The organism is Pseudomonas sp. UBA5568 (assembly GCF_002425525.1).
In the GTDB taxonomy this organism is placed as follows: Bacteria; Pseudomonadota; Gammaproteobacteria; order Pseudomonadales; family Pseudomonadaceae; genus Aquipseudomonas; species Aquipseudomonas fulva.
Window position 1 is genome coordinate 55,118 of the sequence record NZ_DIMK01000001.1, and the last position, 26,275, is coordinate 81,392.

27 protein-coding genes and 1 pseudogene are annotated in these 26,275 nt (G+C 62.4%); 14 read left to right on the forward strand and 14 right to left on the reverse strand.

Annotated elements, in window-relative coordinates:
* Positions 1–157: 157 nt before the first annotated feature.
* Positions 158–1,009, reverse strand: coding sequence for a formyltetrahydrofolate deformylase (gene purU, locus B2S33_RS00260; RefSeq protein ID WP_027914530.1), 852 nt, complete (start codon positions 1,007–1,009; stop codon positions 158–160).
* Between the two features lie 280 nt (positions 1,010–1,289).
* On the opposite strand from purU, the gene mvaT reads away from it, so the two are divergent.
* Positions 1,290–1,667 (forward strand): histone-like nucleoid-structuring protein MvaT, encoded by a 378-nt coding sequence (gene mvaT / locus B2S33_RS00265; protein ID WP_023534419.1) that lies wholly within the window; start codon positions 1,290–1,292, stop codon positions 1,665–1,667.
* 69 nt (positions 1,668–1,736) lie between these two features.
* On the opposite strand, the gene sbcB is transcribed toward mvaT, so the two are convergent.
* From sbcB to B2S33_RS00280, 3 genes are all read right to left on the reverse strand, one after another.
* A complete protein-coding gene (gene sbcB, locus B2S33_RS00270) occupies positions 1,737–3,170 on the reverse strand; it encodes an exodeoxyribonuclease I (RefSeq protein WP_242810142.1) in 1,434 nt (477 codons plus the stop codon).
* Between the two features lie 160 nt (positions 3,171–3,330).
* Positions 3,331–3,696: a PilZ domain-containing protein gene (locus B2S33_RS00275; protein WP_033695024.1), complete on the reverse strand. Its 366-nt coding sequence runs from the start codon at positions 3,694–3,696 to the stop codon at positions 3,331–3,333.
* A gap of 115 nt (positions 3,697–3,811) precedes the next feature.
* The gene (locus B2S33_RS00280; protein WP_023534272.1) at positions 3,812–4,198 is read right to left on the reverse strand and encodes a hypothetical protein; all 387 of its coding nucleotides are present in this window, start codon (positions 4,196–4,198) and stop codon (positions 3,812–3,814) included.
* A gap of 212 nt (positions 4,199–4,410) precedes the next feature.
* On the opposite strand from B2S33_RS00280, the gene pyk reads away from it, so the two are divergent.
* Complete coding sequence (gene pyk / locus B2S33_RS00285; RefSeq protein WP_027914526.1) at positions 4,411–5,865, forward strand: pyruvate kinase; 1,455 nt, start codon at positions 4,411–4,413, stop codon at positions 5,863–5,865.
* 80 nt (positions 5,866–5,945) lie between these two features.
* On the opposite strand, the gene B2S33_RS00290 is transcribed toward pyk, so the two are convergent.
* The gene (locus tag B2S33_RS00290) at positions 5,946–6,866 is read right to left on the reverse strand and encodes an iron-sulfur-binding ferredoxin reductase (RefSeq protein WP_242810141.1); all 921 of its coding nucleotides are present in this window, start codon (positions 6,864–6,866) and stop codon (positions 5,946–5,948) included.
* 280 nt (positions 6,867–7,146) lie between these two features.
* On the opposite strand from B2S33_RS00290, the gene B2S33_RS00295 reads away from it, so the two are divergent.
* The gene (locus tag B2S33_RS00295; protein ID WP_110607295.1) at positions 7,147–8,670 is read left to right on the forward strand and encodes a fumarate hydratase; all 1,524 of its coding nucleotides are present in this window, start codon (positions 7,147–7,149) and stop codon (positions 8,668–8,670) included.
* 106 nt (positions 8,671–8,776) lie between these two features.
* Here B2S33_RS00295 and B2S33_RS00300 read toward each other — a convergent pair whose 3' ends face one another.
* Both B2S33_RS00300 and B2S33_RS00305 read right to left on the reverse strand, forming a co-directional pair.
* The gene (locus tag B2S33_RS00300) at positions 8,777–9,646 is read right to left on the reverse strand and encodes a carbon-nitrogen hydrolase family protein (protein WP_125921913.1); all 870 of its coding nucleotides are present in this window, start codon (positions 9,644–9,646) and stop codon (positions 8,777–8,779) included.
* Positions 9,643–10,233, reverse strand: a complete 591-nt coding sequence (locus B2S33_RS00305) for a GNAT family N-acetyltransferase (protein WP_110607297.1) — start codon at positions 10,231–10,233, stop codon at positions 9,643–9,645. Before B2S33_RS00305 ends, B2S33_RS00300 begins: the two co-directional genes overlap by 4 nt.
* Positions 10,234–10,348: 115 nt before the next feature.
* Between B2S33_RS00305 and B2S33_RS00310 the strand changes: the two genes are divergently transcribed.
* Positions 10,349–10,747 (forward strand): nuclear transport factor 2 family protein, encoded by a 399-nt coding sequence (locus B2S33_RS00310; RefSeq protein WP_027914521.1) that lies wholly within the window; start codon positions 10,349–10,351, stop codon positions 10,745–10,747.
* Between the two features lie 25 nt (positions 10,748–10,772).
* Here the strand turns inward: B2S33_RS00310 and B2S33_RS00315 are convergent, their stop codons facing one another.
* Genes B2S33_RS00315 through B2S33_RS00325 form a run of 3 tightly spaced genes read right to left on the reverse strand, consistent with a single transcriptional unit; the run spans position 10,773 to position 13,143 of the window.
* On the reverse strand, positions 10,773–11,351 hold the full coding sequence (locus tag B2S33_RS00315) for a DJ-1/PfpI family protein (RefSeq protein ID WP_027914520.1): 579 nt from the start codon (positions 11,349–11,351) through the stop codon (positions 10,773–10,775).
* 51 nt (positions 11,352–11,402) lie between these two features.
* Positions 11,403–12,560: a phospholipase D-like domain-containing protein gene (locus B2S33_RS00320; RefSeq protein WP_027914519.1), complete on the reverse strand. Its 1,158-nt coding sequence runs from the start codon at positions 12,558–12,560 to the stop codon at positions 11,403–11,405.
* A gap of 1 nt (position 12,561) precedes the next feature.
* On the reverse strand, positions 12,562–13,143 hold the full coding sequence (locus tag B2S33_RS00325) for a YceI family protein (protein WP_027914518.1): 582 nt from the start codon (positions 13,141–13,143) through the stop codon (positions 12,562–12,564).
* 206 nt (positions 13,144–13,349) lie between these two features.
* Here B2S33_RS00325 and B2S33_RS00330 point away from each other — a divergent pair, with 206 nt between their 5' ends.
* On the forward strand, positions 13,350–14,105 hold the full coding sequence (locus tag B2S33_RS00330) for a GNAT family N-acetyltransferase (RefSeq protein ID WP_028687214.1): 756 nt from the start codon (positions 13,350–13,352) through the stop codon (positions 14,103–14,105).
* Positions 14,102–14,893 carry a lysophospholipid acyltransferase family protein gene (locus B2S33_RS00335; protein WP_059183298.1) on the forward strand — a complete coding sequence of 264 codons (792 nt, stop codon included), beginning with the start codon at positions 14,102–14,104 and terminating at the stop codon, positions 14,891–14,893. The genes B2S33_RS00330 and B2S33_RS00335 overlap by 4 nt, the downstream gene beginning before the upstream one ends.
* 14 nt (positions 14,894–14,907) lie before the next feature.
* Here the strand turns inward: B2S33_RS00335 and B2S33_RS00340 are convergent, their stop codons facing one another.
* Entirely contained in the window at positions 14,908–15,504 is a 597-nt protein-coding gene (locus B2S33_RS00340) for an ACP phosphodiesterase (RefSeq protein ID WP_288649441.1), read from the reverse strand.
* A 145-nt stretch (positions 15,505–15,649) separates the two neighbouring features.
* On the opposite strand from B2S33_RS00340, the pseudogene B2S33_RS00345 reads away from it, so the two are divergent.
* Both B2S33_RS00345 and B2S33_RS00350 read left to right on the forward strand, forming a co-directional pair.
* A pseudogene (locus tag B2S33_RS00345) lies at positions 15,650–15,951 on the forward strand (ArsR/SmtB family transcription factor).
* A gap of 16 nt (positions 15,952–15,967) precedes the next feature.
* Positions 15,968–17,017, forward strand: coding sequence for an alkene reductase (locus B2S33_RS00350; RefSeq protein ID WP_288649443.1), 1,050 nt, complete (start codon positions 15,968–15,970; stop codon positions 17,015–17,017).
* 42 nt (positions 17,018–17,059) lie between these two features.
* On the opposite strand, the gene B2S33_RS00355 is transcribed toward B2S33_RS00350, so the two are convergent.
* The 3 genes from B2S33_RS00355 to B2S33_RS00365 form a co-directional block, all read right to left on the reverse strand.
* A complete protein-coding gene (locus B2S33_RS00355; protein WP_028687212.1) occupies positions 17,060–17,887 on the reverse strand; it encodes a hypothetical protein in 828 nt (275 codons plus the stop codon).
* Positions 17,888–17,972: 85 nt separating this feature from the next.
* Positions 17,973–18,968 carry an NAD-dependent epimerase/dehydratase family protein gene (locus B2S33_RS00360; protein WP_288649445.1) on the reverse strand — a complete coding sequence of 332 codons (996 nt, stop codon included), beginning with the start codon at positions 18,966–18,968 and terminating at the stop codon, positions 17,973–17,975.
* Between the two features lie 50 nt (positions 18,969–19,018).
* Positions 19,019–19,909, reverse strand: a complete 891-nt coding sequence (locus tag B2S33_RS00365; RefSeq protein WP_027914511.1) for a LysR family transcriptional regulator ArgP — start codon at positions 19,907–19,909, stop codon at positions 19,019–19,021.
* Positions 19,910–20,000: 91 nt separating this feature from the next.
* Here B2S33_RS00365 and B2S33_RS00370 point away from each other — a divergent pair, with 91 nt between their 5' ends.
* From B2S33_RS00370 to B2S33_RS00395, 6 genes are all read left to right on the forward strand, one after another.
* Positions 20,001–20,600: a LysE/ArgO family amino acid transporter gene (locus tag B2S33_RS00370; protein ID WP_027914510.1), complete on the forward strand. Its 600-nt coding sequence runs from the start codon at positions 20,001–20,003 to the stop codon at positions 20,598–20,600.
* Between the two features lie 251 nt (positions 20,601–20,851).
* Positions 20,852–21,448, forward strand: coding sequence for a superoxide dismutase (locus tag B2S33_RS00375; RefSeq protein ID WP_288649448.1), 597 nt, complete (start codon positions 20,852–20,854; stop codon positions 21,446–21,448).
* 233 nt (positions 21,449–21,681) lie between these two features.
* Positions 21,682–23,736 carry a putative bifunctional diguanylate cyclase/phosphodiesterase gene (locus B2S33_RS00380; RefSeq protein ID WP_059183299.1) on the forward strand — a complete coding sequence of 685 codons (2,055 nt, stop codon included), beginning with the start codon at positions 21,682–21,684 and terminating at the stop codon, positions 23,734–23,736.
* A gap of 151 nt (positions 23,737–23,887) precedes the next feature.
* Positions 23,888–25,225, forward strand: a complete 1,338-nt coding sequence (locus B2S33_RS00385; RefSeq protein WP_027914507.1) for an imelysin family protein — start codon at positions 23,888–23,890, stop codon at positions 25,223–25,225.
* A 137-nt stretch (positions 25,226–25,362) separates the two neighbouring features.
* Positions 25,363–25,845, forward strand: coding sequence for a hypothetical protein (locus B2S33_RS00390; protein WP_027914506.1), 483 nt, complete (start codon positions 25,363–25,365; stop codon positions 25,843–25,845).
* Between the two features lie 12 nt (positions 25,846–25,857).
* Positions 25,858–26,244: a hypothetical protein gene (locus tag B2S33_RS00395; protein ID WP_027914505.1), complete on the forward strand. Its 387-nt coding sequence runs from the start codon at positions 25,858–25,860 to the stop codon at positions 26,242–26,244.
* Positions 26,245–26,275: the final 31 nt, after the last annotated feature.

The following is a 26,275-nucleotide window of genomic DNA, read 5'->3' on the forward strand; positions in this document are numbered from 1 at the left end:
GGGGAAGTCGGTGCCGTCGGTGTCCTGCAACGCGTCTGGATCGTAGCGGGCCAGGCAACCCTGGCCCACTACAGGGGGTGGAGAGGCTGTAGGCGTACCGCGCCGTCCCATTGGTCGATCCTCACGTTGCTCAAGAGGGTTGATAGCAGCCCTGCTATCAGTCGAACACCACTGTCTTGTTGCCGTGCACCAGAACCCGGTCTTCCAGGTGATAGCGCAGGCCGCGGGCCAGCACCATTTTCTCCACGTCGCGCCCGAAGCGGACCATGTCCTCGATGCTGTCGGCATGGGTAACCCGCACCACGTCCTGCTCGATGATGGGGCCGGCGTCCAGCTCTTCGGTCACGTAGTGGCAGGTCGCACCGATCAGCTTCACGCCACGCAGCGCCGCCTGATGGTACGGCTTGGCGCCGACGAACGATGGCAGGAAGCTATGGTGGATGTTGATGACCTTCTCAGCATAGTCCTGGCAGAGTTGCGGCGGCAGAATTTGCATGTACCGCGCCAGCACGACCACATCGGCTGCGTGTTCCTGCACCAGGCGTGACACCTCGGCAAACGCCGGGGCTTTATCCTTGGGGTCTACTGGAACGTGGAAGAACGGAATACCGTGCCACTCGACCATGCTGCGCAGGTCGTCGTGGTTGGAAATGACGCAGGGAATGTCGCAATCGAGCTCATCGCTGTGCCAGCGGTGCAGCAGGTCGGCCAGGCAGTGGGATTCGCGGCTGGCCATCAGCACGACGCGCTTTTTCTGGGCAGAATCGGTCACGCGCCAGGTCATGGAGAACTCTTCGGCGATGGGCGCGAACGCTTCGCGGAACGCCTCGATACCGAAGGGCAGCGACTCGGCGCGAATTTCATGACGCATGAAGAACCAGCCAGTCTGCTCGTCGGAGTGATGGCTGGCTTCGGTGATCCAGCCGTTGTACAAGGCCAGGAAATTACTGACTTTCGCCACGATGCCGACACGGTCGGGGCAAGCGATCACCAGACGGTAGGTGCGCATGAATAAGACTCCAGAACTCGCAAAGGCGCTTATTCTAGCGGCACGCTGAGAAAAACGCAGTAATGATTGCGACGTGCTGCATAGGGCCGCTGTGCCTATCAGGCGGGAATCTTCCGACAAGGTTTATGGATGAAACGGCAACCTATGTAAATTTTTGTTCACGTGGAGAATTAGTGTCACAGCTAATCAACTGTTAATACATCAATCATATGTTTACTTGCGAGAATTGCCTGTTTACTATTGCTCCACACATTTCCGAACACGCATTAAGGAACACTCCATGTCCCTGATCAACGAGTACCGTGCTACCGAAGAAGCCATCAAGGAACTTCAGGCCCGCCTGGCCAACCTGTCTCAGGATGACAAGCTGAAAAAAGAACTGGAGTTCGAAGGCAAACTGCGCACCCTGATGGGCGAATATTCCAAGTCGCTGCGTGACATCATTGCCCTGCTCGACCCTGATGCCAAGATGAGCAAACTGCCGCGTGGCGCCGTGAAAACCACTGGCACCAAACGCGCGCGCAAGGTCAAGCAATACAAAAACCCGCACAACGGTGAAGTCATCGAAACCAAAGGTGGCAACCACAAAACCCTGAAAGAGTGGAAAGCTCAATGGGGCGGTGACGAGGTAGAAAGCTGGGCAACCCTGCTGGACTGATTGTCCATTGCTCGCTATTTGATATACGTAAAAAACGCCGGTTAATAACCGGCGTTTTTTTATGGGCTTTCAATTGACGGCAAACCGCGTTTGCAACGCGTTGGCATGCAGTTGCCAGGCTGTCAGCACTTGCTGTCCTGCTTCACCCGCGCCAGGCCAGGCTGCGGCCAGGGCCTGGGCGAAATCACCCAGGGTATTGGGCGCACCCCAGCGGGGGTCAGTCAGACGTTGCCTACAAAAATCCTGCCATCGCGCCCTGTCTTCATCGTTCAAGGTGTCGGGAAAGTTACGTGCACGGTAGCGAAAGAGCAATTCGGCCAAGCGTGGATCATCGAACATCCACTGCCCGGCGCCCAACTGGGCGGGCGCCAGCGAACGCACTTGATCGCATAACCGCCGGTCACGCTCGCCGAGAAACCGCTCATACAATTGCTGTTCAGGATCGTCACTGGCCGCAAAACCGTCTTGCGTATAAATAGGTGCCAGTTTTTCCTGCCATTGATCCTGTTGACGGACCAATGCCTCGGCGCGTCGTTGTAATGCGTCCAGGTCAATCCCCAGACGCGCTTGATCAGCCGGTCGTAATACAGAAAGGGGCGCCACCACCGGGCAGCGGTTGATCTGGATGAGTTTGAGCGGTACAGGGAGCTCGCCTTCGCCAAGGGCTTCTCGACGGGTATAGAGCCGCTGGCGCAAAGTTTCGGCGCGCTCTTCAATCAGCGGCAGGGTTTGCTGATGCAGATCGCAAACAATCAATGCATTGCGGTTTTTAGGGTGCCAGGCCAAAGGCAACACGACGCCCAAGTAATGACGCGCAGCACTGAAACGTCCAGAAATATGCACCATCGGCTGCAGCAGCCGTATCTGCTCCATGACCTTGTGCTTGCTGCGAAGCTGAAACAACCAGTCGTACAACTTTGGCTGCTTCTCGCGTATCAGCCGGGCAAGGGCAATGGTCGCCCGAACATCGGAGAGTGCCTCGTGTGCGTGGCCATGTTCGAGGTCGTTGGCCTTGCTCAACAACTCAAGGCGCAGACTGATGCGCCCTTCCTGCTGGGGCCATTGAATGCCATCGGGACGCAACGCGAACGCGGTCCTGACGATATCGATCAGGTCCCAGCGACTGTTACCGCCCTGCCACTCGCGTGCGTAAGGGTCGAAGAAGTTGCGGTATAGGCTGTAGCGCGTGACTTCGTCGTCGAAACGCAGCGTGTTGTAGCCGGCACCGCAGGTACCGGGTTGCGCCAGTTCGGCATGCACGCGCGCCATGAACTCGGCCTCGCCGAGCCCTTTTTCGGCCAACTGTTGCGGCGTGACGCCCGTCACCAGGCAGGCAGCAGGATGCGGCAATATGTCATCCGACAAGCGGCAATAGAGGTTGATCGGTTCGGCGATTTCATTCAGGTCGAGGTCGGTACGCACCCCTGCCATCTGCACGGGCCGGTCGCAGCGCGGGTTGATGCCGGTGGTTTCGTAGTCATGCCAGAAAATGCTTGAAGTCACAGGGCCGTCCTGTTGCAGGTTCGCCCTGATTCTAACGCGTTGAGCCGGGCCTGACGTCGGGCCAATGAAGCGACTTGGGGCCAGTAGGCCGTGCTACACAGCCCCTACTGACCCGGACCGATCTCATGGACGGGCGTCAGCAATCGGCAATACCGACCTGTCAAACCGAGGTAGAGGAGGCGCGAAAACTGAAGTACTCCTGCAAGGAGCGCACAAAGTCGTCGTATTCGCGAGGCGCCTGCAACAACATGAAGCCCGAATCGTAGTACCCAGGCGTCTGGTCCTCGCGGCACCACAGACAACTGGCCGTAAGGTTGACGAACTGATGCCCACCCCCCGTCAACGGCAGGCGCAACTGCAATTCGTAATCGGGGCCCACCATGACCGGCAGCTCGCTGATCAGCATCATGCCATTTTCAGAGGCATTGCCCAGCTGGCCCATCTCCTGCCCATTGAAGCGATTGAATACCTTCAGGACAAAGGGCAACTGGTGGCGGTCGATATGTCGTTTATTGAATAGCGTCAAGGTCAGTCCGTCCGCGATGCCAGGAACGCCTGGTACTGGCGGTTGTTGTATCAGTTGAGTTACAGGTTAGCGCACGCTGCGACAAATCTCCCCGTCAATACAGCACACCTTGGCATTAGCGCCAAGGTACGCTCGTCGCTGGCCTGGTCACGGCCGGCTCGCCACCCCGGTAATGACCCAGCTTCTCCAATGTTTGCAGACGCGCCTGGGCACGGTAGGCATATTCATTGCCCGGATAGCGCTGGATCAGGTACTGGTAGGTCTGTGCGGCATCCACGTACAACGCTTGCCGCTCCAGGCACTGCCCGCGCAGCAACGCCACTTCCGGGTGGATGAAAGGCCGGGCGCGGCTGGTGCGGTCGACCTGGGACAGCTCCAACATTACCCGCTGGCAATCACCGCGATCATAAGCGCGGTAGGCATTGTTGAGATGGTGGTCCATGGACCAGCGGGTACACCCGACGGCACTGGCCGCGAGGGCTAAAACGATCAGCATGCGCATGGGAGTCTCCTTTGCTGAACAGCATATCGGCCGGCCCATTGGATTCTTCAACGATCGGCACGTATCGCGTGCAGTGGCTCGACCACGCCAGCCAGCAAACGCGCGCGACTGTCACCTGCACAGTTTTCCAAAGCCAGGTAGTGCAACCTAACGATGACTACAGCCCGATTCAGGAGTAGCCTCTCGCTGCGCTTCACTATAGGAGTCTGTGCATGACCATCCGCCGTACCAAAATCGTCGCCACCCTTGGCCCCGCCAGCAATTCGCCGGAAGTGATCGAACAGTTGATCCTCGCCGGCCTGGACGTGGCTCGCCTGAACTTCTCTCATGGCACTCCGGACGAGCACAAGGCACGCGCCCGCCTGATCCGTGAAATCGCTGCCAAGAATGGCCGTCACGTGGCCTTGCTCGGCGACCTGCAGGGTCCGAAGATCCGCATCGCCAAGTTCGCCAACAAGCGCATCGAACTGAAAGTCGGTGACACCTTCACCTTCTCGACCGCTCATCCGCTGACCGAAGGCAACCAGGACATCGTCGGTATCGACTACCCCGACCTGGTCAAGGACTGTGGCGTTGGCGACGAACTGCTGCTCGACGATGGCCGCGTGGTCATGCGCGTCGAAACCGCGACCGCCGACGCCCTGCACTGCGTGGTGATCATCGGTGGACCGCTGTCGGACCACAAGGGCATCAACCGCAAAGGTGGCGGCCTGACTGCACCGGCCCTGACCGAGAAGGACAAGGCCGACATCAAGCTGGCTGCCGAGATGGACCTGGACTACCTGGCCGTGTCGTTCCCGCGTGACGCCAGCGACATGGAATACGCCCGCAAGCTGCGTGACGAGTCTGGTGGCAGCGCCTGGCTGGTGGCCAAGATCGAACGCGCCGAAGCGGTTGCCGACGACGAAACCCTCGACAAGCTCATCGCAGCCTCCGACGCCGTCATGGTTGCCCGTGGTGACCTGGGCGTGGAAATCGGCGACGCCGAGCTGATCGCCATTCAGAAAAAGATCATCCAGCACGCCCGCCGCAACAACAAGGCAGTGATCGTCGCGACCCAGATGATGGAGTCGATGATCCAGAACCCGATGCCGACCCGTGCCGAAGTGTCCGACGTGGCCAACGCCGTGCTCGACAACACCGACGCCGTGATGCTGTCGGCCGAAAGCGCCGCCGGTTCATACCCGATCGAAGCCGTCCAGGCCATGGCGCGCATCTGCCTGGGTGCCGAGAAACACCCGACTAGCCAGCGCTCCAGCCACCGCCTGCACACCACGTTCGAGCGCTGCGACGAAAGCATCGCCCTGGCAGCCATGTACACGGCTAACCACTTCCCAGGTGTGAAGGCGATCATCGCCCTGACCGAGAGCGGTTATACCCCGCTGATCATGTCGCGCCTGCGCTCGCACGTACCGATCTTCGCCCTGTCTCCGCACCGCGCTACCCAGGCCCGTGCCTCGATGTTCCGGGGTGTGTACCCGATCGATTTCGACCCGGCATCGCTGCCGGCCGACAAGGTCAGCCAGGCCGCCGTGGACGAGCTGCTCAAGCGTGGGCTGGTCGAGCAAGGTGACTGGGTGATCCTCACCAAGGGCGACAGCTACCACACCATCGGCGGGACCAACGGCATGAAGATCCTGCATGTCGGTGATCCGCTGGTCGGCTGATCGGCTGACGAGCCAGGGTCGCTTCGCGCGCGTTCCCCCGTGAGCAAGCGGCCCTGTGCAGGCACTGCAGACACGTCGGCTCAGACGTGCTCGACAAAGCTGTCTGCGAACACCTGCCCCCTCGGCACGCCGGCGATGAACAGCCTTCGGGCAAACCGTTCGACGCTGGCGGGCGCGCCGCACAGCAGGGCCAAGGTCTGTCTCGATGAAGGCCGCAGCGCCGCCAGTGTTTCCTCCAGCTGCGCTGTCACCACCAGTTCCACGCTCACACCTGGCAACTGCTGCAACGGTGCTGCCAGGTAGTGCCCTGCGCGGTCGCGGGCCACGTGCAGCAACCGGATCTCCCCCTGATGCCCTTGACGCAACGCTTCGCGCACGATGCCCCACAGCGGTGCAAGCCCGGTACCGGCAGCCAGTAGCCATAACGGCCGTTCCTGCCAGTCAAGGTCGTAATGCAATGCCCCACCCCTGACTTCGCCAAGGCGCAACGCATCGCCCACCCCCAGCGCCCGAGCCTGGTCACAGAAAGCACCGGGGCGATGGCAATCGATATGAAACTCCAGGCAATCATCCTCACCCGGCAGGCTGGCCAGTGAATAAGGCCGCGCCACCCCACCCAACCAGAGCACCGCGTGTTGGCCTGGCTGGTAGCGGACGCTGCGCTCGGTCCGCAGGCGCAACCGCAACACATCACCGAACCAGTCCAGTTCGCTGACAACGCCGCCTACGCCGTCGCGCAAGGGATCGAACACGTCCACGCGCAAGTCTTCGACCACGCGGCACTGGCAGGCCAGGCGCCAGCCCACGGCATGCCTGTCCAACGCCAGGGCTTCTGGCAGGGCATCGAGGGGCAACCCGTGCTCGCACCGTACCAGGCACGCATGGCAGCGCCCTGCACGGCAGCTGTAGGGCACATCAAGCCCTGCCTCGTTCAAGGCATCGAGCAAGTTGGCGCCAGTCGGCACTGTCCAACAACGCGTGCCCACGCTAAGTTCGGGCATGTTCACTCACCTCTTCAAACCCCTTGTGCCGATGGACGCGACCGCGTGCCCGTCGATTCTAATACCCTGTACTGTGCCGAGCAGCAAAAAGGATGCCGGCCACCGGCCAGACCATGGTCCTGACCACTCGCAGGTGTTTCACCGGGGCAGGCGCGCTATACTGCCGCGCCTTTTTTGCGTCGGCAGGCTGTCGGCGCGCCTTTGCAAGGCGTTTCGACAGGCTGGTCGGCTCCGTCGAACGTCTCACTGAATGTTCCCGTCTTTAAGAGGAGCGCGCTGCATGACCGTGATCAAGCAAGACGACCTGATTCAGAGCGTTGCCGACGCCCTGCAATTCATCTCGTACTACCACCCCGTCGATTTCATCCAGGCCATGCACGAGGCCTACCTGCGCGAAGAGTCGCCGGCTGCGCGCGACTCCATCGCCCAGATCCTGATCAACTCGCGCATGTGTGCCACCGGTCACCGGCCTATCTGCCAGGACACCGGCATCGTCACCGTGTTCGTGCGCGTGGGTATGGATGTGCGCTGGGACGGCGCCACCTTGAGCGTGGACGACATGATCAACGAGGGTGTGCGCCGCGCCTACAATCTGCCTGAAAACGTCCTGCGCGCATCGATCCTGGCCGACCCGGCCGGCGCCCGCAAAAACACCAAGGACAACACCCCGGCCGTCATCCACTACTCCATCGTCCCCGGCGACAAGGTCGAGGTCGATGTTGCAGCCAAGGGCGGCGGTTCGGAAAACAAGTCCAAGATGGCCATGCTCAACCCGTCCGACTCCATCGTCGACTGGGTGCTCAAGACCGTTCCGACCATGGGCGCTGGCTGGTGCCCGCCTGGCATGCTGGGCATCGGCATCGGCGGCACCGCCGAAAAAGCCGCGGTCATGGCCAAGGAAGTGCTCATGGAGTCCATCGACATCCATGAGCTCAAGGCACGCGGCCCGCAGAACCGCCTGGAAGAAATCCGTCTGGAACTGTTCGAGAAGGTCAACCAGCTGGGCATCGGCGCCCAGGGCCTCGGTGGCCTGACCACCGTGCTCGACGTCAAGATCATGGATTACCCGACCCACGCCGCCTCGCTGCCGGTGTGCATGATCCCAAACTGCGCGGCCACTCGCCACGCCCACTTCGTGCTCGACGGCACGGGCCCGGCGCAGCTGGAAGCGCCGTCGCTGGACGCCTACCCCGAGATCGTCTGGGAAGCTGGCCCAAGCGCCCGACGTGTCAACCTGGACAGCATCACGCCCGAAGAAGTGGCCAGCTGGAAACCGGGTGAAACCATCCTGCTCAACGGCAAGATGCTGACCGGCCGGGATGCCGCCCACAAGCGCATGGTCGAAATGCTCAACCGCGGCGAAGCACTGCCGGTGGATCTCAAGGGCCGCTTCATCTACTACGTTGGCCCGGTCGACCCGGTAGGCGACGAAGTGGTCGGCCCTGCTGGCCCCACCACCGCCACGCGCATGGACAAGTTCACCCGCCAGATCCTGGAGCAGACCGGTCTGCTGGGCATGATCGGCAAGTCCGAGCGCGGCCCGACCGCCATCGAAGCGATCAAGGACAACAAGGCCGTTTACCTGATGGCCGTAGGTGGCGCCGCCTATCTGGTCGCGCAAGCCATCCGCAAGTCCAAGGTCCTGGCCTTTGCCGAGCTGGGCATGGAGGCCATCTACGAGTTCGAGGTCAAGGACATGCCAGTGACCGTGGCCGTGGACAGCAACGGTGAGTCGGTGCACATCACAGGCCCCGCCTTGTGGCAGAACAAGATCGCCCAGAGCCTGGCCGTCGAAGTGAAGTAACCCAAGGCAACAGCGACGGCGCTGTCACCGGCCGCTCGCGTGCGCAGTCAATGCGCAGCCAACCTGCAGCGGCGGTCCTTGATGCCAGGGCCCGCCGCTGTTGCGTTCAAAGACGTTCGAATTGTTCGGGCCAGTCCCTGCGTGTGAATACCTGCCCCTGCTGCCTGACCCGGCGCACGGCCTCCAGATCCAGGTCACACACCAGCCAACGGCTGCGCTGCGGGTCGAGCGATTCGCTCAATGCCATCACCCCATCCCCCGGCATGCCACGATCAGGCGGCACGAACAGCCCTGCCCGGCCCAGGTTCTCGTCCAGTGCCGGCGACCAAGGGGCCAGCCCCACGGTCGGGCTCTGCAACACGGCCAGCTGGTTCTCCAACGCGCGTGCTTGAGCCCCGATCCGTACACGGTGATAGCCGGCTTCGGTATCGGTGCAGCTCGGCGCCAGGATCAGGTCGGCGCCACGTTCTGCCAACCGACGGGCCAAGAGCGGGAACTCATTGTCGTAACAGACCAGGATGCCAAGACGGCCCAGATCGGTGTCGAACACCGTCAGCCCTTGGCCTGCGGCAATGCCCCACTGCTCCCGCTCGAAGCGGGTCATCATCAGCTTGTCCTGATGCCCTAGGGCACCCTTGGGGCCAAACAGCCAGGCGCGGTTGCGGTAGGCACCGTCGCTGTCCAGTACCGGCAGCGTGCCTGGTTGCAGGTAGATGCCCCAACGCCTGGCCAGGCCCGCACACAAGGCCTTCCACGGCTCGATCAACGGCTGGATGCCTGCAATGGAAGCGTTCAGGTCCCCCCGCTGCTCGGGTGTCAGCTGCCCACTGAGTACCAGCCCTGCATACTCGGGCAGCAGCAACAGACGCGCGCCAGCCTCCACCGCCTCTGCACACAAACCTTGCAGGTGGTCGGCATAGGCCTCCCAGGTTTCGTGCAGCTCAATGGCGTACTGGCAGGCCGCGACACGGATCAAAAGGGCAGTTCCTTGAGCCAGAACGACATGAGTTTGTCCGAGCTTTCCTGCTCGTCCAGGTCGCGCCAGGCATACCGGGTACGCAGGGACGGGTCATGCAGAAAACCACGGTTGCGCCAGAACCCATGCAAGGGCTTGTAATCGGTTGGACGGCGCGGATGTACACCGGGCCGCTCCACGGCGCAGAACGCGCAGTAATCGAACTCGGCCAGTTTATGGGCGTAGGATTCGCGTTCGATGAAAAAGCGTACCCCAAGCCCCTGCCCTCGGTATTGCGGCAGAACCACGGACTCGCCGAAATAGTAGACGCTGGCCGGGTCGCGACCCTGGGCCACGAACGGCTCCTGAAACTCGGGCGCGACGTCGACCAGGGGCAGGCTCGTCGACGCGCCCACTACCTTGTCCTCATCCACGGCCAGCACCACCAGGCTGCGACCGGAACGGGCATAGGTGGCCAGGTAGTCGGCTTCGTACTCGGGCGAACCGTCGTAGAGGTAGGGGAACTCGCGGAACACGGTCAGGCGCAGACGAGCGAGGTCATCGATATAAGGCGCGATGGCGGCGCCGTGCAGTAGGCGTATTTGCATGCTTGGCGGTCGTTTTGTCGATGTGGATGACGCGCTCGGCTAAGCCGGGCTTGAGGGGAAACCCTATCATCCAGGCCAACGACACGCCTTTTCCCTACACGACAGGTAATGTTCCATGACCGCTACCGAATTGGTAAACGCTTACTACGCTGCCTTCAACGCAGGCGACATGCCAGGGTTTCTGGCCCTGCTCAGCGAGGATGTGATTCACGACATCAACCAGGGTGAGCGGCAGATGGGCAAGGCCAGGTTCGCCGCTTTCATGGACAAGATGAACCGCTGCTACCGCGAGCGCCTGGCCGACATCGTGGTGATGCAAAATGCCGATGGCAGTCGCGCAGCGGCGGAATTCACCGTGCACGGCCAGTACGTGGCCGATGACGAAGGCCTGCCTGCGGCCACCGGCCAGACCTATGTCCTGCCGGCCGGCGCGTTCTTCTATATCCACTGCGGCAAGATCGCCCGCGTGACCAACTATTACAACCTCAACGACTGGGTCGAGCAAGTCGGCTGACCCACGGGCCGGTCGGCCTGTTGGGTCAGAGGATACGGGTGCCCAACACCTTCAGAAACGCCGCCAGCCACGCAGGGTGTGCCGGCCAGGCGGGCGCGGTGACCAGGTTGCCGTCCACATGGGCCTGGTCCACCGCAATGTCGATATAGGTGCCGCCTGCCAGGCGCACCTCCGGAGCGCAGGCCGGGTACGCACTGCACTCCCGGCCTTTGAGCACACCGGCGGCGGCCAGCAACTGGGCGCCGTGGCACACGGCGGCGATGGGCTTGCCTGCCTGGTCGAACGCTCGCACCAGGTCGAGCACTTTCTCGTTCAGGCGCAGGTACTCAGGCGCCCGCCCGCCCGGGATCACCAGGGCATCGTAACTTTCGGCACGGGCCCTGACGAAATCCTGATTCAGGGCAAACTGGTGCCCTGGCTTTTCGCTGTAGGTCTGGTCGCCTTCGAAGTCGTGAATAGCCGTGCGCACGGTCTGGCCCGCTACCTTTTCCGGGCACACGGCGTGCACGGTATGCCCGACCATACTCAGCGCCTGGAAGGGCACCATGACCTCGTAGTCCTCGACGTAATCGCCCACCAGCATGAGTATCTTCTTAGCCGTCATCCCATCCACTCCATCGATTGCCTGTGAACCGTCATTGCACGATAGCTGCGCTCAGTCGCGCCGGTCGAGCACGTTGGCCACCAACCGGTCCAGCCATCCCCAGATGCGCTGTTTGACCCGGCGCCAGAACGGCCTGGCGTTCCAGTGCGCGAGGTCGACTTCCTCGCTCAGGGCGAAATCGCGCTCGAAACTGGCGACCACTGCGGTCGTCAGCGGCAGGTCCAACGCTTCTATATTGGCCTCCAGATTGAAGCGCAGGTTCCAATGGTCGAAGTTGCAGGAGCCGACGCTGACCCAATCGTCCACCACCACCATCTTCAGGTGCAGGAAGCACGGCTGATACTCGAAAATTCGCACTCCGGCGCGCAGCAGGCGTGGATAGTACCGATGGCCGGCATACCGTACCGAAGGGTGGTCGGTGCGCGGGCCGGTGAGCAGCAACCGCACATCGACGCCCTTGCCCGCTGCGCGGCGCAGCGAGCGGCGCACGCTCCAGGTCGGCAGAAAATAAGGCGTGGCCAGCCAAATGCGCTGCTTGCCGCTGTTGAGGGCACGCACCAATGCATGCAGGATGTCCTGATGCTGACGGGCGTCGGCGTACGCCACCCGGCCCATGCCCTGCCCTTGCGCAGGCACCTTGGGCAGGCGCGGCAGGCCGAAGCCCTCGGCAGGGCGCCAGGCCGTGCGGCGATGGTTGGCCTGCCACTGGCGATCGAACAGCAATTGCCAGTCGCTCACCACCGGGCCTTGCATCAGCACCATCACCTCATGCCATTCGCTGCTGGGCTGGCCCGGTTGCCAGAACTCGTCGGTCACCCCGGTACCGCCGACCACCGCCCACTGCTCGTCGACCACCAGTAACTTGCGATGGTCGCGGTACAGGTTGCGCAGCCCGCGTTTCCAGTGCAGCCGGTTGTACCAGCGCAGGTACACGCCGGCATCCACCAGACGTTGCCGCAGCTTGGCGCTCAAGGCCAGCGACCCGTAATAATCGAACAGGCAGCGCACCCGCACCCCGCGGCGGGCCGTCTGTTCCAGCGCCTGGACCACAGCCTCGGCGCAGGCCCCGGACTCGACCAGGTACAGCTCCAGGTCTACCTGCGTCTGGGCATGCTCGATGGCCGACAGCATGCGGGGAAAGAAGTGTGGCCCATCGATCAGCAGCTCGAACTGGTTGCCATCCCGCCAGGGGAAGACCGGGCCCGGCATGTCAGCGCGCAGTGAAGATCAGTACCGCATTGACCGGTACGGACGGGTTGATGGCCGTAAGGTTGGCGGACTTGCGCAGGGCTTGCAGCCCTGGCATCAGGCCGAAATCCTCGGCGCGCAGCACCAGAGGCTCCAAGGTCACGACCTGAAACCGCCGCTCGTCCAGGCGAGTGGCCAGCAGCAAGGCCTCGTAACGATGGGACTGGCCGTGCAACGTTACCGTCAGCGGCAGGCGCAGTTCGATCTGCGCCCCGTTGGCCAGGTCGTTGATCGGGCGCAGATCCAGTTGCGCCTGCACGGTCGCTTCGGCAAACCGCGCGACGTCGAACAACGCGTCACGCATGCGTTCATCACGCAGCGGCACGCCACTGCTGACCGAATCCATCTCGATACGAAGGCTCGCGGCGCCTTTGCGGTCCACCGTGCCATGCAGCACCAGGAAGCGGTGCACCTGCGCCGCTTCGCCATTGGTACCGGTGATGAACGACAGGCGAGACGACTCGCCATCAAGGTGCCAATTGGCGTGTGCGGGCAGGCACAACGCAAGCAGCAGTGCGGGCCATAGGCGGAGTGACTTCAGCATGAGGGGTCTCGAAAATGCAGGCGGCTCACCTTACCGCGCAGGTCTTTGGCACAGCAAGCGCCAGCACGTTCGCCGCCACGCCCAACGGGCGGTTCATGCAAGCATCATCGAACCTTCATCGCCGTGACATCCCATGTTTCTAGCCTGAACGTGCACATAAACGCCTACCGGCCACCTTTGCATGGCTGGTTTTATGGAGACTCGTAATGACGCGAATCGCTCATGTTGCCGACACCTGCGCCGGACACCGCCTGCACGCCGAGCGCCTGATGGGTCACGCCGCGTTGCAGGAGGCCCAGGCCCTGCGCTATCAGGTCTTCAGCGAAGCGTTCGAGGCAAGGTTCAAGGGCGCTGAGCACGGCCTGGATCAGGACGAATTTGACGCGCACTGCCGCCATATCGGCGTACGCGATGTCACCACTGGACGACTGGTGGCCACCACCCGCCTGCTCGACCACGAGGCGGCCAGCAGCCTGGGTCGCTTCTACAGCGAGGAAGGGTTCCGCCTGCAGGGGCTGCTGCAACTTCAGGGCCCTATCCTGGAAGTGGGCCGCACCTGCGTGGCCGCGCCGTACCGCAACGGCGGCACCATTGCTACGCTCTGGAGTGAGCTGGCCGAAGTACTCAACGAAGGCGGTTATCGCTACCTGATGGGTTGCGCCAGCATCTCGATGCAGGACGGCGGGGTGCAGGCGCATGCGGTCATGCAGCGCCTGCGCGAACGCCACCTGTGCACCCAGGACCTGCGTGCCGAACCCCGCAAACCGCTGCCACCGCTGACGTTGCCGGATAACGTGAGCGCCCAGATGCCGGCCTTGCTCAAGGCCTACATGCGCCTGGGCGCCAAGGTCTGTGGCGAACCGTGCTGGGATGAAGACTTCCAGGTCGCCGATGTGTTCATCCTGCTAAAGCGCGAGGCGCTGTGCCCGCGCTACGCCCGTCACTTCAAGGCCGCTGTGTGAGGGGCCGTCTGCGGCAGGTGGGGCGCCTGGCTCACGTGCTGCTGGTGGTGGCGCTGGGGCTGCTGATGGCCAGCCTGCTCGTCATCGGGCGGCACCTTGGCATCAAAGCGTCGCTCGCGCGCCGGCAACGCTGGACACGGCTGTTCATGCGGCGCTTGGTGGCAGCACTGCCGTTCGACGTCTGCGTGACGGGGAAGCTGCCGAGCAGCCCCATGCTGTGGGTCAGCAACCACGTGTCCTGGACCGACATCCCACTGTTGGGCATGCTGGCCCCTGTGTCATTTCTGTCCAAGGCCGAGGTCCGGCACTGGCCGCTTGCCGGGTGGTTAGCCGAGCAGGCAGGCACCTTGTTCATCAAGCGCGGTGCCAGCGATGGCCAGCAGCTGCGCGTGCACATCGGTCAGCGGTTGGTCACAGGTCACCCCCTGTTGCTGTTTCCCGAAGGCACTACCACCGACGGGCACCAGCTGGGGACGTTCCATGGGCGCCTGCTGGCGGCAGCCATCGACCAGGGCATCGCCGTGCAACCGGTGGCAATCCAATACCAGCGGCGGGGCCAGATCGACCCCTTTGCACCCTTCGTGGGAGATGACGACCTGCTGTCACACCTGCTGCGGTTGCTCGCGCAACCTCGCGGTCAAGTGCGCATTCACCTGCTCGAGCCACTGGCAAGTCATGGCAAGGGCCGCACGCTGCTGGGGCTCCAGGCACAGCGTTCGATCCATCAGGCGCTCTACGGCACACCAGAGCCACCGGCACTTCGCAGGCAGTGTGCGACTGCTGCCTGAATGCAGCAGATCCGTCAATCAACGCACGGGCTGGCCTGTGCCCGATGACTGGCAGCGAACGCTTGTACCAGCGGGTAGAATTCGCGGAAATCATCGAGCAACGGCACGTACAGGCGATCAAGCTCGTCCATGACCCCTACCAGGCCTTCAGGCCGCGACAAGCGCCGGGCGATCCCGGCAAACACCTGCTCCAGCGTGGTAAAGTCAGCATACGAGCCCAGCCAATCAGACTGCGCCATGGACGGCGCGATGTGGGCCAACCGGCCCGGCAGGGCGGGCTCGGCTAACAGCACCTGATAGAACGCCTGGGTGAACTGACGCAGCGGCTGGCGCCCATACTCGGGCCAGTGCCGCGCCAGGCAGTGGTCGAAAAAGACGTCCAGAGCGATCCCCGCAAACCGCCGCCGCACCCGCGCAAAGCGCGCCAGGGAAGCGAGCACCACAGGGTGGGCGTCGGTGAAACTGTCGATGTGTCGATGCAGTCGGATGGACGCTTCGAGCTGCGGCGGGAACCGCCCTTCCAGCGAACCTTTGACGAAGTCCCCGTAGAGGCTGCCCAGCAATTGCTGCGGAGCCGACCCTCCCAGGTGCAGGTGTGCAAGATAATTCATGGCGCCAGTCTATCACTTGCTCGGGACATATCGCCGCCGAGCGATATACCGTCTGGCTACTCGCTCGGAACACTTGAATCTTTGTATATCGCAAAATCACGATGTAGGGTTCGCGCTGACCCCATGCACCGCTGCGAGATGAGCCATGCCGCTTGACCTGGACGACATCATGAAAGCCCTCGCCCACCCGGTGAGGCGGGAAATACTCGGCTGGTTGAAAACGCCGGCAGCCCAGTTTCTCGAGCAGGTCCACAGTACTGACCAAGGGGTTTGTGCCGGCAGATCGAGCGGCGCTGCGGGTTGTCCCAATCGACTGTGTCGGCGCACCTGGCGATCCTGCAGCGAGCAGGCCTGGTCATCCGCCAGAAAATCGGCCAATGGCACTTGTTCAAGCGCAACGAAGTCATCATCGAAGCATTGCTCGAACAATTGCGCGACTCCCTTTGACTTTCAGGTATACGTCATGACCACGCTATTCGATCCAATCACCCTGGGCGATCTGGAACTGCCCAATCGTATCATCATGGCCCCACTCACCCGTTGCCGCGCAGACGCCGGCCGCGTGCCGAATGCACTGATGGCCGAGTACTACGTACAACGCGCCAGTGCCGGTCTGATCATCAGTGAGGCGACGTCGGTCAGCCCCATGGGCGTGGGCTACCCGGACACACCGGGCATCTGGAGTGCTGAACAGGTCAGGGGCTGGACCCACGTCACCCATGCCGTGCATGCCGCAGGCGGCCGAATCTTCTTGCAGCTGTGGCACGTGGGCCGCATTTCCCATCCACGCTACCTCGATGGCCAGTTGCCGGTCGCACCCAGTGCCATCCAGCCCAAGGGGCACGTGAGTCTGGTTCGCCCGCTCAGCGACTACCCCACGCCTCGGGCCCTGGATACCGAAGAGATCAGCGACATCGTCGAGGCCTTCCGCACTGGCGCCGAAAACGCCAAGGCCGCAGGCTTTGACGGTGTCGAGATCCATGGCGCCAACGGCTATCTGCTCGACCAGTTCCTGCAAAGCAGCACCAACCAGCGCACCGACGCGTACGGCGGCTCGCTGGAAAACCGGGCGCGCCTGCTGTTGGAGGTCACCGATGCCGTAGTCCAGGTATGGGGGGCGCAGCGCGTTGGGATGCACCTGGCGCCGCGCGCCGATGCCCATGACATGGGCGATGCCGACCGTATCCAGACCTTCACGTATGTGGCGCGAGCGCTGGGCAAGCGGGGCATTGCCTTCATCTGCTCACGGGAGCGGGAGCGCGACGACAGCCTGGGCCCTGCCCTCAAAGACGCATTTGGTGGCGTCTATATCGTCAACGAAGGTTTCGACAAAGCCAGTGCCAATGCGGCCCTGGCCGATGGCAAAGCCGATGCCGTGGCCTTTGGTGTGCCGTTCATCGCCAACCCGGACCTGCCTGCACGCCTGGCTGACGATGCCCCACTGAACGAAGCTCATCCGGAAACGTTCTATGGCCAGGGACCGGTGGGGTATATCGACTACCCACGCCTGTAAGGCCTGAGACAGGGGCCAGGACCCGGCCCCTGCCCTTCCCAGTCATGGCCTGGCGTTGATCTGCTGTTGCAGGTTCTGCAGCTGGCTCTGGACGTTGTTCAGGTTACGGGTCATCTGACCACGAAACGCGTCGAACTCCTGCACCGATGCGCCCCCGCCGGCCGCCGTGTTCGGGCGGTTGTCCAGCTGGCTTTTGAGCACCAGCACATCCTGCTGCAGGCTTTCGATGGCGGCCGTGGGATTGCCTTGTTTTTTCAGCGCGGCCACCTCCTCGCTCAGACTCTTGAGTTGCCCGTCGAGCTTGCCCCCATCGACCTGGCCCGACTTGAGCGCTGCCAACTCGCCGTTCACCGCCTTCAACTGTGCCTGCAACTGCGTTTGCAGCTCGGTGACCGCTCTTTGCTGTTCACGGGTGTCCGCCAGGACCTGCTCCAGGCGCTTGCCCAGGTCCCCGGCCTGGCCCGCTACACCTGCCTGCTGCTTGCCTTGCTCGGCCAGACTGGCCTGCAACTGACTGATCTGCTGTTTGAGGGCTTCACTGCCACTGTTGCTGGACGACGCGCTGGCTTCGACCTTGCCGCTGATTGCCTGCAAACGCCCTGCCGCGTCTTCGCTGATGCGCGCGAAGCTCTCCTGAGTGGCGACCAGCTGCTGCTCCATCAGGGAGATCTGCCGATAGCTCCACCATCCCAGACAGCCCAGGGCGATGAACGCGGCCACCAGCATCGCCCACAATGGGCCGGTGCTCGGCGCCCTGGCCGCTTGACGGCGACTGCGCGAGACATGAGCTGGCAGCAACTCATCGTCATCCTGCGTCCCTGCGCGCAAGGCCGGTACATCATCGAAATCATCGCGAGCATCAAAGCGCATGAGCATCCCACCCCACAGGTTGCAAATAAGCCGGATTATAAACCGCGCGCGCAGCCCGGTGATGCCCGACGTCGAGCTGAACGCTTTACCGGCCAGGCGGCTGGTGTTTCCACCACGTGCAGAATTCATCCAATGCCGCCCATACGCTGGTGGTGGGCTGATAGTCCAGGTACTGACTGGCGCGGGTGATGTCCAGGGTGAAATCGCGACTCATCACCTGCATGGCCAGGCGTGACAGCGTAGGCTCCGGCCGCCCCGGCCACAGGGTGCACGCTGCCTCGTTGAGCGCGGCCAAGCCGTAGGCCAGCCCATAACCTCGGTAGCGGGTGACCTGAGGGAGCTGAAGCTGGCGCAGGACATAGTTGATCACATCCCACAGCGGCAAGGGCTGGCCATTGCTGATGTTGTACGCTTGCCCAAGCGCGCGCCCGTCCGCGAACACTGAGCTGTACAGCGCCTCGTTCAGGTTGTGAACACTGGTGAAGTCGACTTTGTTCAAGCCGTTGCCGATGATCGCCAGCCTGCCTTTGCGTTGCAGGTGCACCAGCCGCGGCAGCAGGCTCGTATCGCCTGCGCCGATGACGAAACGCGGGCGCAGCGCCAACACTTCGAGGCCGAACTCCTGGGCGCCGAACACCTTCTGTTCGGCAATGAACTTGGTCCTGGCGTAGTGATTGGCAAACCGGCCGGGCACCTGATCCTCGCCAATGGCCACGCGTGAACGGCCATTGAAGTAGATCGAAGGCGATGACAGGTGCACGAGGCGACGCACGTGTTCCTTCAGGCAGCCTTCGACGACGTTCTCGGTCACCACCACGTTGCCCTGGGCAAACGCCTGATAGGTTCCCCAGTGCCCCACTGCACCGGCGCAATGCACCACGGCCTCGACGCCCTGGCACAGGCGCCGGGCCAGCTCCGCGTCGCCAAGGTCGCCCGGAATGAACTGCGCGCCACGCCGCACCAGGTGCTCCACACCTTCGGCGCGCCGGCCACTGACCCGCACATCCAGCCCCCGCTCCAGGGCCAGCCGCGCAAAACGCCCGCCGATGAAGCCACTTGCGCCAGTGACCAAAATTCGCATGTAACACTCCGCCTTGCCTGATGTTCAGAAGCCTTTGACGCCCTTAGGCGCTACAACGGCACCAGCCAGTGCCGGGCGCTGTGGCGCAGGTGGTCGGTCAGCTGTGCCAGCAGTTGCCCGCCGTTACGCCAATGATGCCAGTACAACGGTACATCGATCGGGGTATCGCTGCAGATTTCCACCAATTGGCCGCTGGCCAGTTGCTCGCGGGCCTGCAACTCGGGCACCAGCCCCCAGCCCAACCCCGCTTCGGTCATGCGCAAAAAGCCTTCGGATGAGGGGCATAAATGATGCAGAAAACCGTCCTGCATGCCCAAAGAGGCCAGGTAGCGGTGCTGCAGGAAATCGTCGGGGCCGTAGACGATCGCGGGCGTGCGGGCCAGGCGACGGGCATCGAATCCCTGGGCAAAATGCTGCTTCATGAAAGCAGGGCTGGCCAAGGCCCGATAGCGCATCGCCCCCAGCGCCAGACTGCGCGCGCCGGCCACTGGGCGTTCGCTGCCGCACAGGCAGGCGGCCACGTCGCCGGCGCGCATGCGCTTGAGACCCACTTCCTGGTCCTCGACCACCAAATCGGTAAGCACCTTGTGCTCGGCGCAGAATTGCCCCACGGCGCCGGCCCACCAAGTGGCCAGGCTATCGGCATTGAGCGCGATGCGCAGACGCTCCGGCATGCCCCCGTCTTCGAGCGCGGGTACCTGACGCTGCAGGTCGCGCTCAAGCAGGCGTACCTGCTGCACATGGTTGAGCAACTGCCGGCCTACCTCCGTCGGGCCAGGCGGCGCGATGCGAACCAGTACCGGCTGCCCCACGCGCGCCTCCAGCAGCTTGATGCGCTGCGACACGGCCGATTGAGACAGGCCCAGCACCTGCGCGGCACGCTCGAAACCGCCTTGCTCGACGACAGCAGCAAGCGCCGCGAGCAACTTGTAGTCGAACATCGATTTTCCTAATGCCCAGTGAGCTTTATTGATTTTTCTTATAACCCGCAACTTGTCACACTGGCCAGCATCTTTCGAGGAGTCGTCTTCCATGTGGCAGAGTTATCTCAATGGCCTGCTGGTCGCCCTGGGCCTGATCATGGCCATCGGCACGCAGAACGCATTCGTCCTGGCGCAAAGCCTGCGCCGCGAGCATCACTTGCCGGTGGCAGCGCTGTGCATCCTGTGTGATGCCCTGCTGGTCGCCGCAGGTGTGTTCGGCCTTGCCACGGCCCTGGCCCATAACCCGACGCTGCTGAGCGTTGCCCGCTGGGGGGGCGCGGTGTTCCTCATCTGGTACGGGGCCAAGGCGCTTCGCAGCGTCTTTTCCGACCAGAGCCTGCAGCACCAGCAGGGCCAAGGCATGCGCTCACGACGCGCCGTGCTGCTCAGTGCCCTGGCGGTCACCTTGCTCAACCCCCACGTTTACCTCGACACCGTGCTGCTGATCGGCTCGCTCGGGGCCCAGCAGACGGCGCCGGGCGCCTACGTGGCCGGGGCTGCCAGTGCTTCGCTGCTGTGGTTCTCGACCCTGGCGATCGGGGCGGCCTGGTTGGCGCCCTGGCTGGCACGGCCAGGCACCTGGCGACTGCTGGACCTGATGGTGGCCGTGATGATGTTCGCCGTGGCAGCGCAACTGATCTTCAACTGATCGTACGGGCTCGTGGGTGCCAACGGGCGACTTACCTGCCTGTCCGGTCTGGAAACGACTGCCACCGGTCGCTGCCCGCCAAGGCGCCTGGAACCTCTAATCCCTATGTTTGTTGCGTGGTTATGCGCCAAGGCTTGGTGCTATGATCCAGCCCTTGCGTCGCAAAGAGTACAAACTCGCCGACGCACATAGGGCCGCCCGTGATCGGCCCTGCGCAAACCGCGAACTAGACCTGAATCAGGAGATCTACCATGGCTTTTGAATTGCCGCCGCTGCCCTACGCCCACGATGCCCTGCAGCCGCACATCTCCAAGGAAACCCTGGAGTATCACCACGACAAGCACCACAACGCCTATGTCGTGAACCTGAACAACCTGGTCCCGGGCACCGAATTCGAAGGCAAGACCCTCGAAGAGATCGTCACCTCTTCGTCGGGCGGCATCTTCAACAACGCCGCTCAAGTGTGGAACCACACCTTCTACTGGAACTGCCTGTCGCCAAACGGCGGCGGCCAGCCGACCGGCGCCCTGGCAGAAGCCATCAACACCGCTTTCGGTTCCTTCGACAAGTTCAAGGAAGAGTTCACCAAGACGTCCGTCGGCACCTTCGGTTCCGGCTGGGGCTGGCTGGTCAAGAAAACTGATGGTTCCCTGGTGCTGGCCAGCACCATCGGTGCCGGCAACCCGCTGACCAGCGACGATACCCCGCTGCTGACCTGCGATGTCTGGGAACACGCCTACTACATCGACTACCGCAACCTGCGTCCGAAGTATGTCGAGGCGTTCTGGAACCTCGTCAACTGGGCCTTCGTGGCCGAGCAGTTCGAAGGCAAGACCTTCAAGGCCTGAGCCTCGTAACGCTCTGAGAGCCCGGCACGTGCCGGGCTTTTTTATGCCTGCTGTTCGGCGATGTGGCACTTGCTCAGTGTGCATAGCGCGCTAACATCAAACTTCCGGTTTCTTGACGAGGCCCACTCAAGTTACCCAGGGCTTCAACCGATACACTGCTAATGACCCTCCCGTAGTGAAAGGTCGTGATTGATGGCAAAATAATGTCATTTGCATGGATTAAGGAACCTCCCTTGAAGCTGGAATTGCGTAACAGCTTGTCGGTCAAGTTGCTAAGGGTCGTGCTCCTGGCGGCGCTAGCGGTCGGCGTCGTGCTCAGCTGTGCGCAAATCGTCTATGACACCTACAAGACACGCCAGGCCGTCAACAATGACGCCCAGCGTATTCTCGACATGTTCCGCGATCCTTCCACACAGGCGGTCTACAGCCTGGACCGAGAAATGGGCATGCAGGTCATGGAAGGCCTGTTTCAGGACGAGTCGGTTCGAATGGCCTCCATCGGCCACCCCAACGAGACGATGCTGGCAGAAAAGTCCCGACCCTTGCAGGACATGCCCCTGCGTTGGCTCACCGACCTGATTCTTGGCCAGGAGCGTAGCTACTCCACGCAGCTGGTAGGCCGGGGGCCCTACAGTGAATATTACGGCGACCTCAACATCACCCTCGATACGGCGGCCTATGGCGAAGACTTTCTGATCAATGCCGTGATCATCTTCATCTCCGGCGTGCTTCGAGCGCTTGCCATGGGGCTGGTGCTGTACCTGGTCTACCACTGGCTGTTGACCAAGCCACTCTCCAAAATCATCGAACACCTCACCCAGATCAATCCGGATCGCCCCAGCCAGCATCAGATCCCACTGATCAAAGGCCATGAGAAGAACGAGCTCGGCCTTTGGGTGAACACCGCCAACCAGTTGCTGGCATCGATCGAGCGCAATACCCATCTGCGCCATGAGGCCGAGAACAGTCTGCAGCGCATGGCCCAGTACGACTTCCTCACCGGCCTGCCCAATCGCCAGCAACTGCAGCAGCAACTGGACAAGATTCTGGTGGACGGTGGGCGCCTGCAACACCGGGTGGCCGTGCTATGCGTAGGCCTGGATGATTTCAAGGGCATCAACGAGCAGTTCACCTACCAGGTAGGCGACCAGTTGCTGCTGGCCTTGGCCGATCGTCTGAGGGCCCACAGCGGACGACTGGGCGCGCTGGCGCGGCTGGGGGGCGACCAGTTCGCACTGGTGCAGGCCAACATCGAACAGCCCTACGAAGCGGCAGAGCTTGCGCAAAGCATCCTGGATGACCTGGAAGTGCCCTTCGACCTGGACCACCACCAGCAGATCCGGCTGCGCGCAACCATTGGCATCACCCTGTTCCCGGAAGACGGCGACAGCACCGAAAAACTCCTGCAAAAAGCCGAACAGACCATGACCCTGGCCAAGGCGCGCTCACGCAATCGCTACCAGTTCTATATCGCGAGCGTGGACACCGAGATGCGTCGGCGCCGTGAGCTGGAAAAGGACCTGCGCGAGGCCCTGCCACGCAACCAGCTGTACCTGGTGTATCAACCCCAGATCAGCTATCGCGATCATCGCGTTGTAGGGGTCGAGGCGCTGTTGCGCTGGCAGCATCCGGAACTGGGCATGGTGCCGCCCGATCAGTTCATACCGCTGGCCGAACAGAACGGCAGCATCATCGGGATCGGCGAGTGGGTGCTCGACCAGGCCTGCCGGCAATTGCGCGAATGGCACGACCTGGGCTTCAGCGAACTGCGCATGGCGGTCAACCTGTCCACCGTCCAACTTCACCACAGCGAACTGCCGCGGGTGGTGAACAATTTGCTCCAGGCCTATCGCCTGCCCCCGCGCAGCCTGGAACTGGAGGTGACCGAGACTGGCCTGATGGAGGACATCAGCACCGCGGCCCAACACCTGCTGAGCCTGCGCCGCTCGGGCGCCCTGATCGCCATCGACGACTTCGGGACCGGGTACTCGTCATTGAGTTACCTCAAGTCCTTGCCCCTGGACAAGATCAAGATCGACAAGAGCTTCGTGCAGGACCTGCTCGATGACGACGATGACGCGACCATCGTGCGCGCCATCATCCAGTTGGGCAAAAGCCTGGGCATGCAGGTCATTGCCGAAGGCGTGGAAACCGCCGAACAGGAAGCCTACATCATTGCCCAAGGCTGTCACGAGGGCCAGGGCTACCACTACAGCAAACCGCTGTCGGCCCGGGAACTGACCAGCTTCCTCAGGCAGGCCCAGCGCAATCAGGTTTCCGTGCTCTGAGTGCACAGATGACACGTCGTGACCTGCTTTTACATGAATCGCAGGCTGGACCCTTTACAGCAAATGCAAATCTTTCGCATGATGTGTCGGTTCAACGTGCCATCGCGCACGGTTCATCCATGGTCCAACCACACGACGCAGGAAACCAACAATGATTCGAACGCCCCTGGCCTCTGCCAGTCTGCTGGCCATTGCCATCGCTCTCGCCGGTTGCGGTGAAGGCAAGGACGACAAGACCGCCGCGCCGCAAGCCCAGGCGCCCGCTGCCGCCAGCACCCCTGCAGCAACGCCGGGGGCTGTCGACGAAGCCGCTGCCAAGGCCGTGGTCAAGCACTACGCCGAGATGGTCCATGCCGTGTACAGCGACTCGCTGAGCACCGCCAAAACCCTGCAGAGCGCCGTGGACGCATTCCTCGCCACGCCCAACGATCAGACGCTCAAGGCCGCCAGGGACGCCTGGGTCGCTGCACGCGTGCCATACCTGCAAAGCGAAGTGTTCCGCTTCGGCAACACCATCATCGACGACTGGGAAGGCCAGGTGAACGCCTGGCCCCTGGACGAAGGCCTGATCGACTACGTCGACACCAGCTATGAGCACGCCCTGGGCAACCCGGCAGCCAGTGCCAATATCATCGCCAACACCGAGATCCAGGTGGGCGAAGAGAAGATCGACGTCAAGGACATCACCCCGGAGAAGCTGGCCAGCCTCAACGAGTTGGGCGGCTCCGAAGCCAACGTCGCCACCGGCTACCACGCCATCGAATTCCTGCTATGGGGCCAGGACCTGAACGGTACCGGCCCAGGTGCGGGTAACCGTCCGGCGTCGGACTACCTCGAAGGCCAGGGTGCCACGGGTGGTCACAACGACCGCCGCCGTGCCTACCTCAAGGCCGTCACCGACCTGCTGGTCGCCGATCTCGACGAGATGGTTGCCAACTGGGCGCCGAACGTGACCGACAACTATCGCGCCAAGCTCGAAGCCGAGCCTGCCACCGACGGCTTGCGCAAGATGCTGTTCGGCATGGGCAGCCTGTCGCTCGGTGAGCTGGCCGGTGAGCGCATGAAGGTGTCCCTGGAGGCGAACTCGCCCGAGGACGAACACGACTGTTTCAGCGACAACACCCACTACTCGCATTTCTACGATGCCAAGGGCATTCGCAACGTCTATCTGGGCGAGTACACCCGCCCCGATGGCACCAAGCTGACCGGGCCTAGCCTGTCGTCACTGGTGGCCAAGGCCGACCCTGCCGCCGATGCGACCTTGCGCGCAGACCTGGAAGCCACCGAAGCGAAGATCCAGGTGATCGTCGATCACGCCCTCAAAGGCGAGCACTACGACCAACTGATCGCTGCCGACAACACCGCCGGCAATCAGATCGTGCGTGATGCGATTGCAGCCCTGGTCAAGCAGACCGGTGCCATCGAACAGGCAGCCGGCAAACTGGGTATCGACAACCTGAACCCTGACACAGCCGACCACGAGTTCTGATCCCACCCTTGTGCAGCACCCGACGCCCGGCCTAGAGCCGGGCGTTTTCATGTCTGCGGCAGCGCTTCCCGCTGCCTGGCAGGCCGATGATCGACCACCCTGTACGCATCATTCAATCGCCAACAGGGAGGCAGCCAATGCTGCAGATTCTCGATGTCTGGGGAGAGGGCCGGATCGTGCAGCGCGCTGAAGGCGCGAACCTGATCACAGGATTTCACAACGCCTATAACCTCAACAAAGCAGGGCAGCGCATCTCCAACGGCCCATTTGCTGGCGGGCCGATTCCCAACTTGATCCTGGTGTATGAGTACGACGCGCCCAAGTTCCCGATCGACGATCACTCCGTCCCGCATGTCACCCTCATGGGCGCGCCGATCACCCACACGGTGGCCGAGGAAATGTGCCGTGTATTGGCAGGGTCAGGCAAGGTCTACCTGTACGACCCCAACGAAAGCGACCGACGACTGTTCGAAGCCGTGGCTCACGAGTATGGCCTGCAACCCTTGGGTCGCTTCGATCCAGCCACCCTCGAACCGCCCTTCAATGAAATCACCTTGCTCGCGGCCTACGTATACCGCGCCCCGAGCGCCCCCTTGCCACGTCCGAGTACTCATCCATAAAGGAGATACACCATGGCCAGCGTCACCTACCTGCGTTCCATTGCCAACAACACGCCTTATACCCTGACTTTGGTTGACGGAGAGAGCCGTAGCCAAAGCCTGGCAATTGGCGCCCAGCACGCCTGGAACGGCTCGCTCGCGGTACCTTGGATCGGTAAATCCAAAGAGAACTACAAGGCGCTGCGCTTGATTCTGGGGCCAGGTGCAGAGACCAACATCTGGGTTTTTCAGGATTACTGGCAGCCCGCCCACAAGGATGTAGTGAAATACCTGACCGCCTCGTCCATGGAATACACCAGCGAAGAAGTGATGGAGGTCCCGGGCGATAATCATGAAGGCGGTAGCAAGAACCTCATCGTCAGCCTGGTCAATCGCCAGTTCAAACTCTTCATGGCATAAGCACCTGCCAAGACGATTTCATCCAGCAAAC

What these genes read in the sequence shown, in the direction of transcription:
- B2S33_RS00325 (WP_027914518.1), bottom strand. Translation starts at nt 13,143, where the DNA reads ATGCTGAAGTCACTCCGCCTATGGCCCGCACTGCTGCTTGCGTTGTGC.
- B2S33_RS00385 (WP_027914507.1), top strand. Translation starts at nt 23,888, where the DNA reads ATGATTCGAACGCCCCTGGCCTCTGCCAGTCTGCTGGCCATTGCCATC.
- purU (WP_027914530.1), bottom strand. Translation starts at nt 1,009, where the DNA reads ATGCGCACCTACCGTCTGGTGATCGCTTGCCCCGACCGTGTCGGCATC.
- B2S33_RS00295 (WP_110607295.1), top strand. Translation starts at nt 7,147, where the DNA reads ATGACCGTGATCAAGCAAGACGACCTGATTCAGAGCGTTGCCGACGCC.
- B2S33_RS00340 (WP_288649441.1), bottom strand. Translation starts at nt 15,504, where the DNA reads ATGAATTATCTTGCACACCTGCACCTGGGAGGGTCGGCTCCGCAGCAA.
- B2S33_RS00360 (WP_288649445.1), bottom strand. Translation starts at nt 18,968, where the DNA reads ATGCGAATTTTGGTCACTGGCGCAAGTGGCTTCATCGGCGGGCGTTTT.
- B2S33_RS00395 (WP_027914505.1), top strand. Translation starts at nt 25,858, where the DNA reads ATGGCCAGCGTCACCTACCTGCGTTCCATTGCCAACAACACGCCTTAT.
- B2S33_RS00330 (WP_028687214.1), top strand. Translation starts at nt 13,350, where the DNA reads ATGACGCGAATCGCTCATGTTGCCGACACCTGCGCCGGACACCGCCTG.
- B2S33_RS00290 (WP_242810141.1), bottom strand. Translation starts at nt 6,866, where the DNA reads ATGCCCGAACTTAGCGTGGGCACGCGTTGTTGGACAGTGCCGACTGGC.
- B2S33_RS00355 (WP_028687212.1), bottom strand. Translation starts at nt 17,887, where the DNA reads ATGCGCTTTGATGCTCGCGATGATTTCGATGATGTACCGGCCTTGCGC.
- B2S33_RS00320 (WP_027914519.1), bottom strand. Translation starts at nt 12,560, where the DNA reads ATGCCGGGCCCGGTCTTCCCCTGGCGGGATGGCAACCAGTTCGAGCTG.
- B2S33_RS00310 (WP_027914521.1), top strand. Translation starts at nt 10,349, where the DNA reads ATGACCGCTACCGAATTGGTAAACGCTTACTACGCTGCCTTCAACGCA.
- B2S33_RS00390 (WP_027914506.1), top strand. Translation starts at nt 25,363, where the DNA reads ATGCTGCAGATTCTCGATGTCTGGGGAGAGGGCCGGATCGTGCAGCGC.
- B2S33_RS00305 (WP_110607297.1), bottom strand. Translation starts at nt 10,233, where the DNA reads ATGCAAATACGCCTACTGCACGGCGCCGCCATCGCGCCTTATATCGAT.
- mvaT (WP_023534419.1), top strand. Translation starts at nt 1,290, where the DNA reads ATGTCCCTGATCAACGAGTACCGTGCTACCGAAGAAGCCATCAAGGAA.
- B2S33_RS00280 (WP_023534272.1), bottom strand. Translation starts at nt 4,198, where the DNA reads ATGCGCATGCTGATCGTTTTAGCCCTCGCGGCCAGTGCCGTCGGGTGT.
- B2S33_RS00315 (WP_027914520.1), bottom strand. Translation starts at nt 11,351, where the DNA reads ATGACGGCTAAGAAGATACTCATGCTGGTGGGCGATTACGTCGAGGAC.
- B2S33_RS00350 (WP_288649443.1), top strand. Translation starts at nt 15,968, where the DNA reads ATGACCACGCTATTCGATCCAATCACCCTGGGCGATCTGGAACTGCCC.
- B2S33_RS00370 (WP_027914510.1), top strand. Translation starts at nt 20,001, where the DNA reads ATGTGGCAGAGTTATCTCAATGGCCTGCTGGTCGCCCTGGGCCTGATC.
- B2S33_RS00375 (WP_288649448.1), top strand. Translation starts at nt 20,852, where the DNA reads ATGGCTTTTGAATTGCCGCCGCTGCCCTACGCCCACGATGCCCTGCAG.
- pyk (WP_027914526.1), top strand. Translation starts at nt 4,411, where the DNA reads ATGACCATCCGCCGTACCAAAATCGTCGCCACCCTTGGCCCCGCCAGC.
- B2S33_RS00365 (WP_027914511.1), bottom strand. Translation starts at nt 19,909, where the DNA reads ATGTTCGACTACAAGTTGCTCGCGGCGCTTGCTGCTGTCGTCGAGCAA.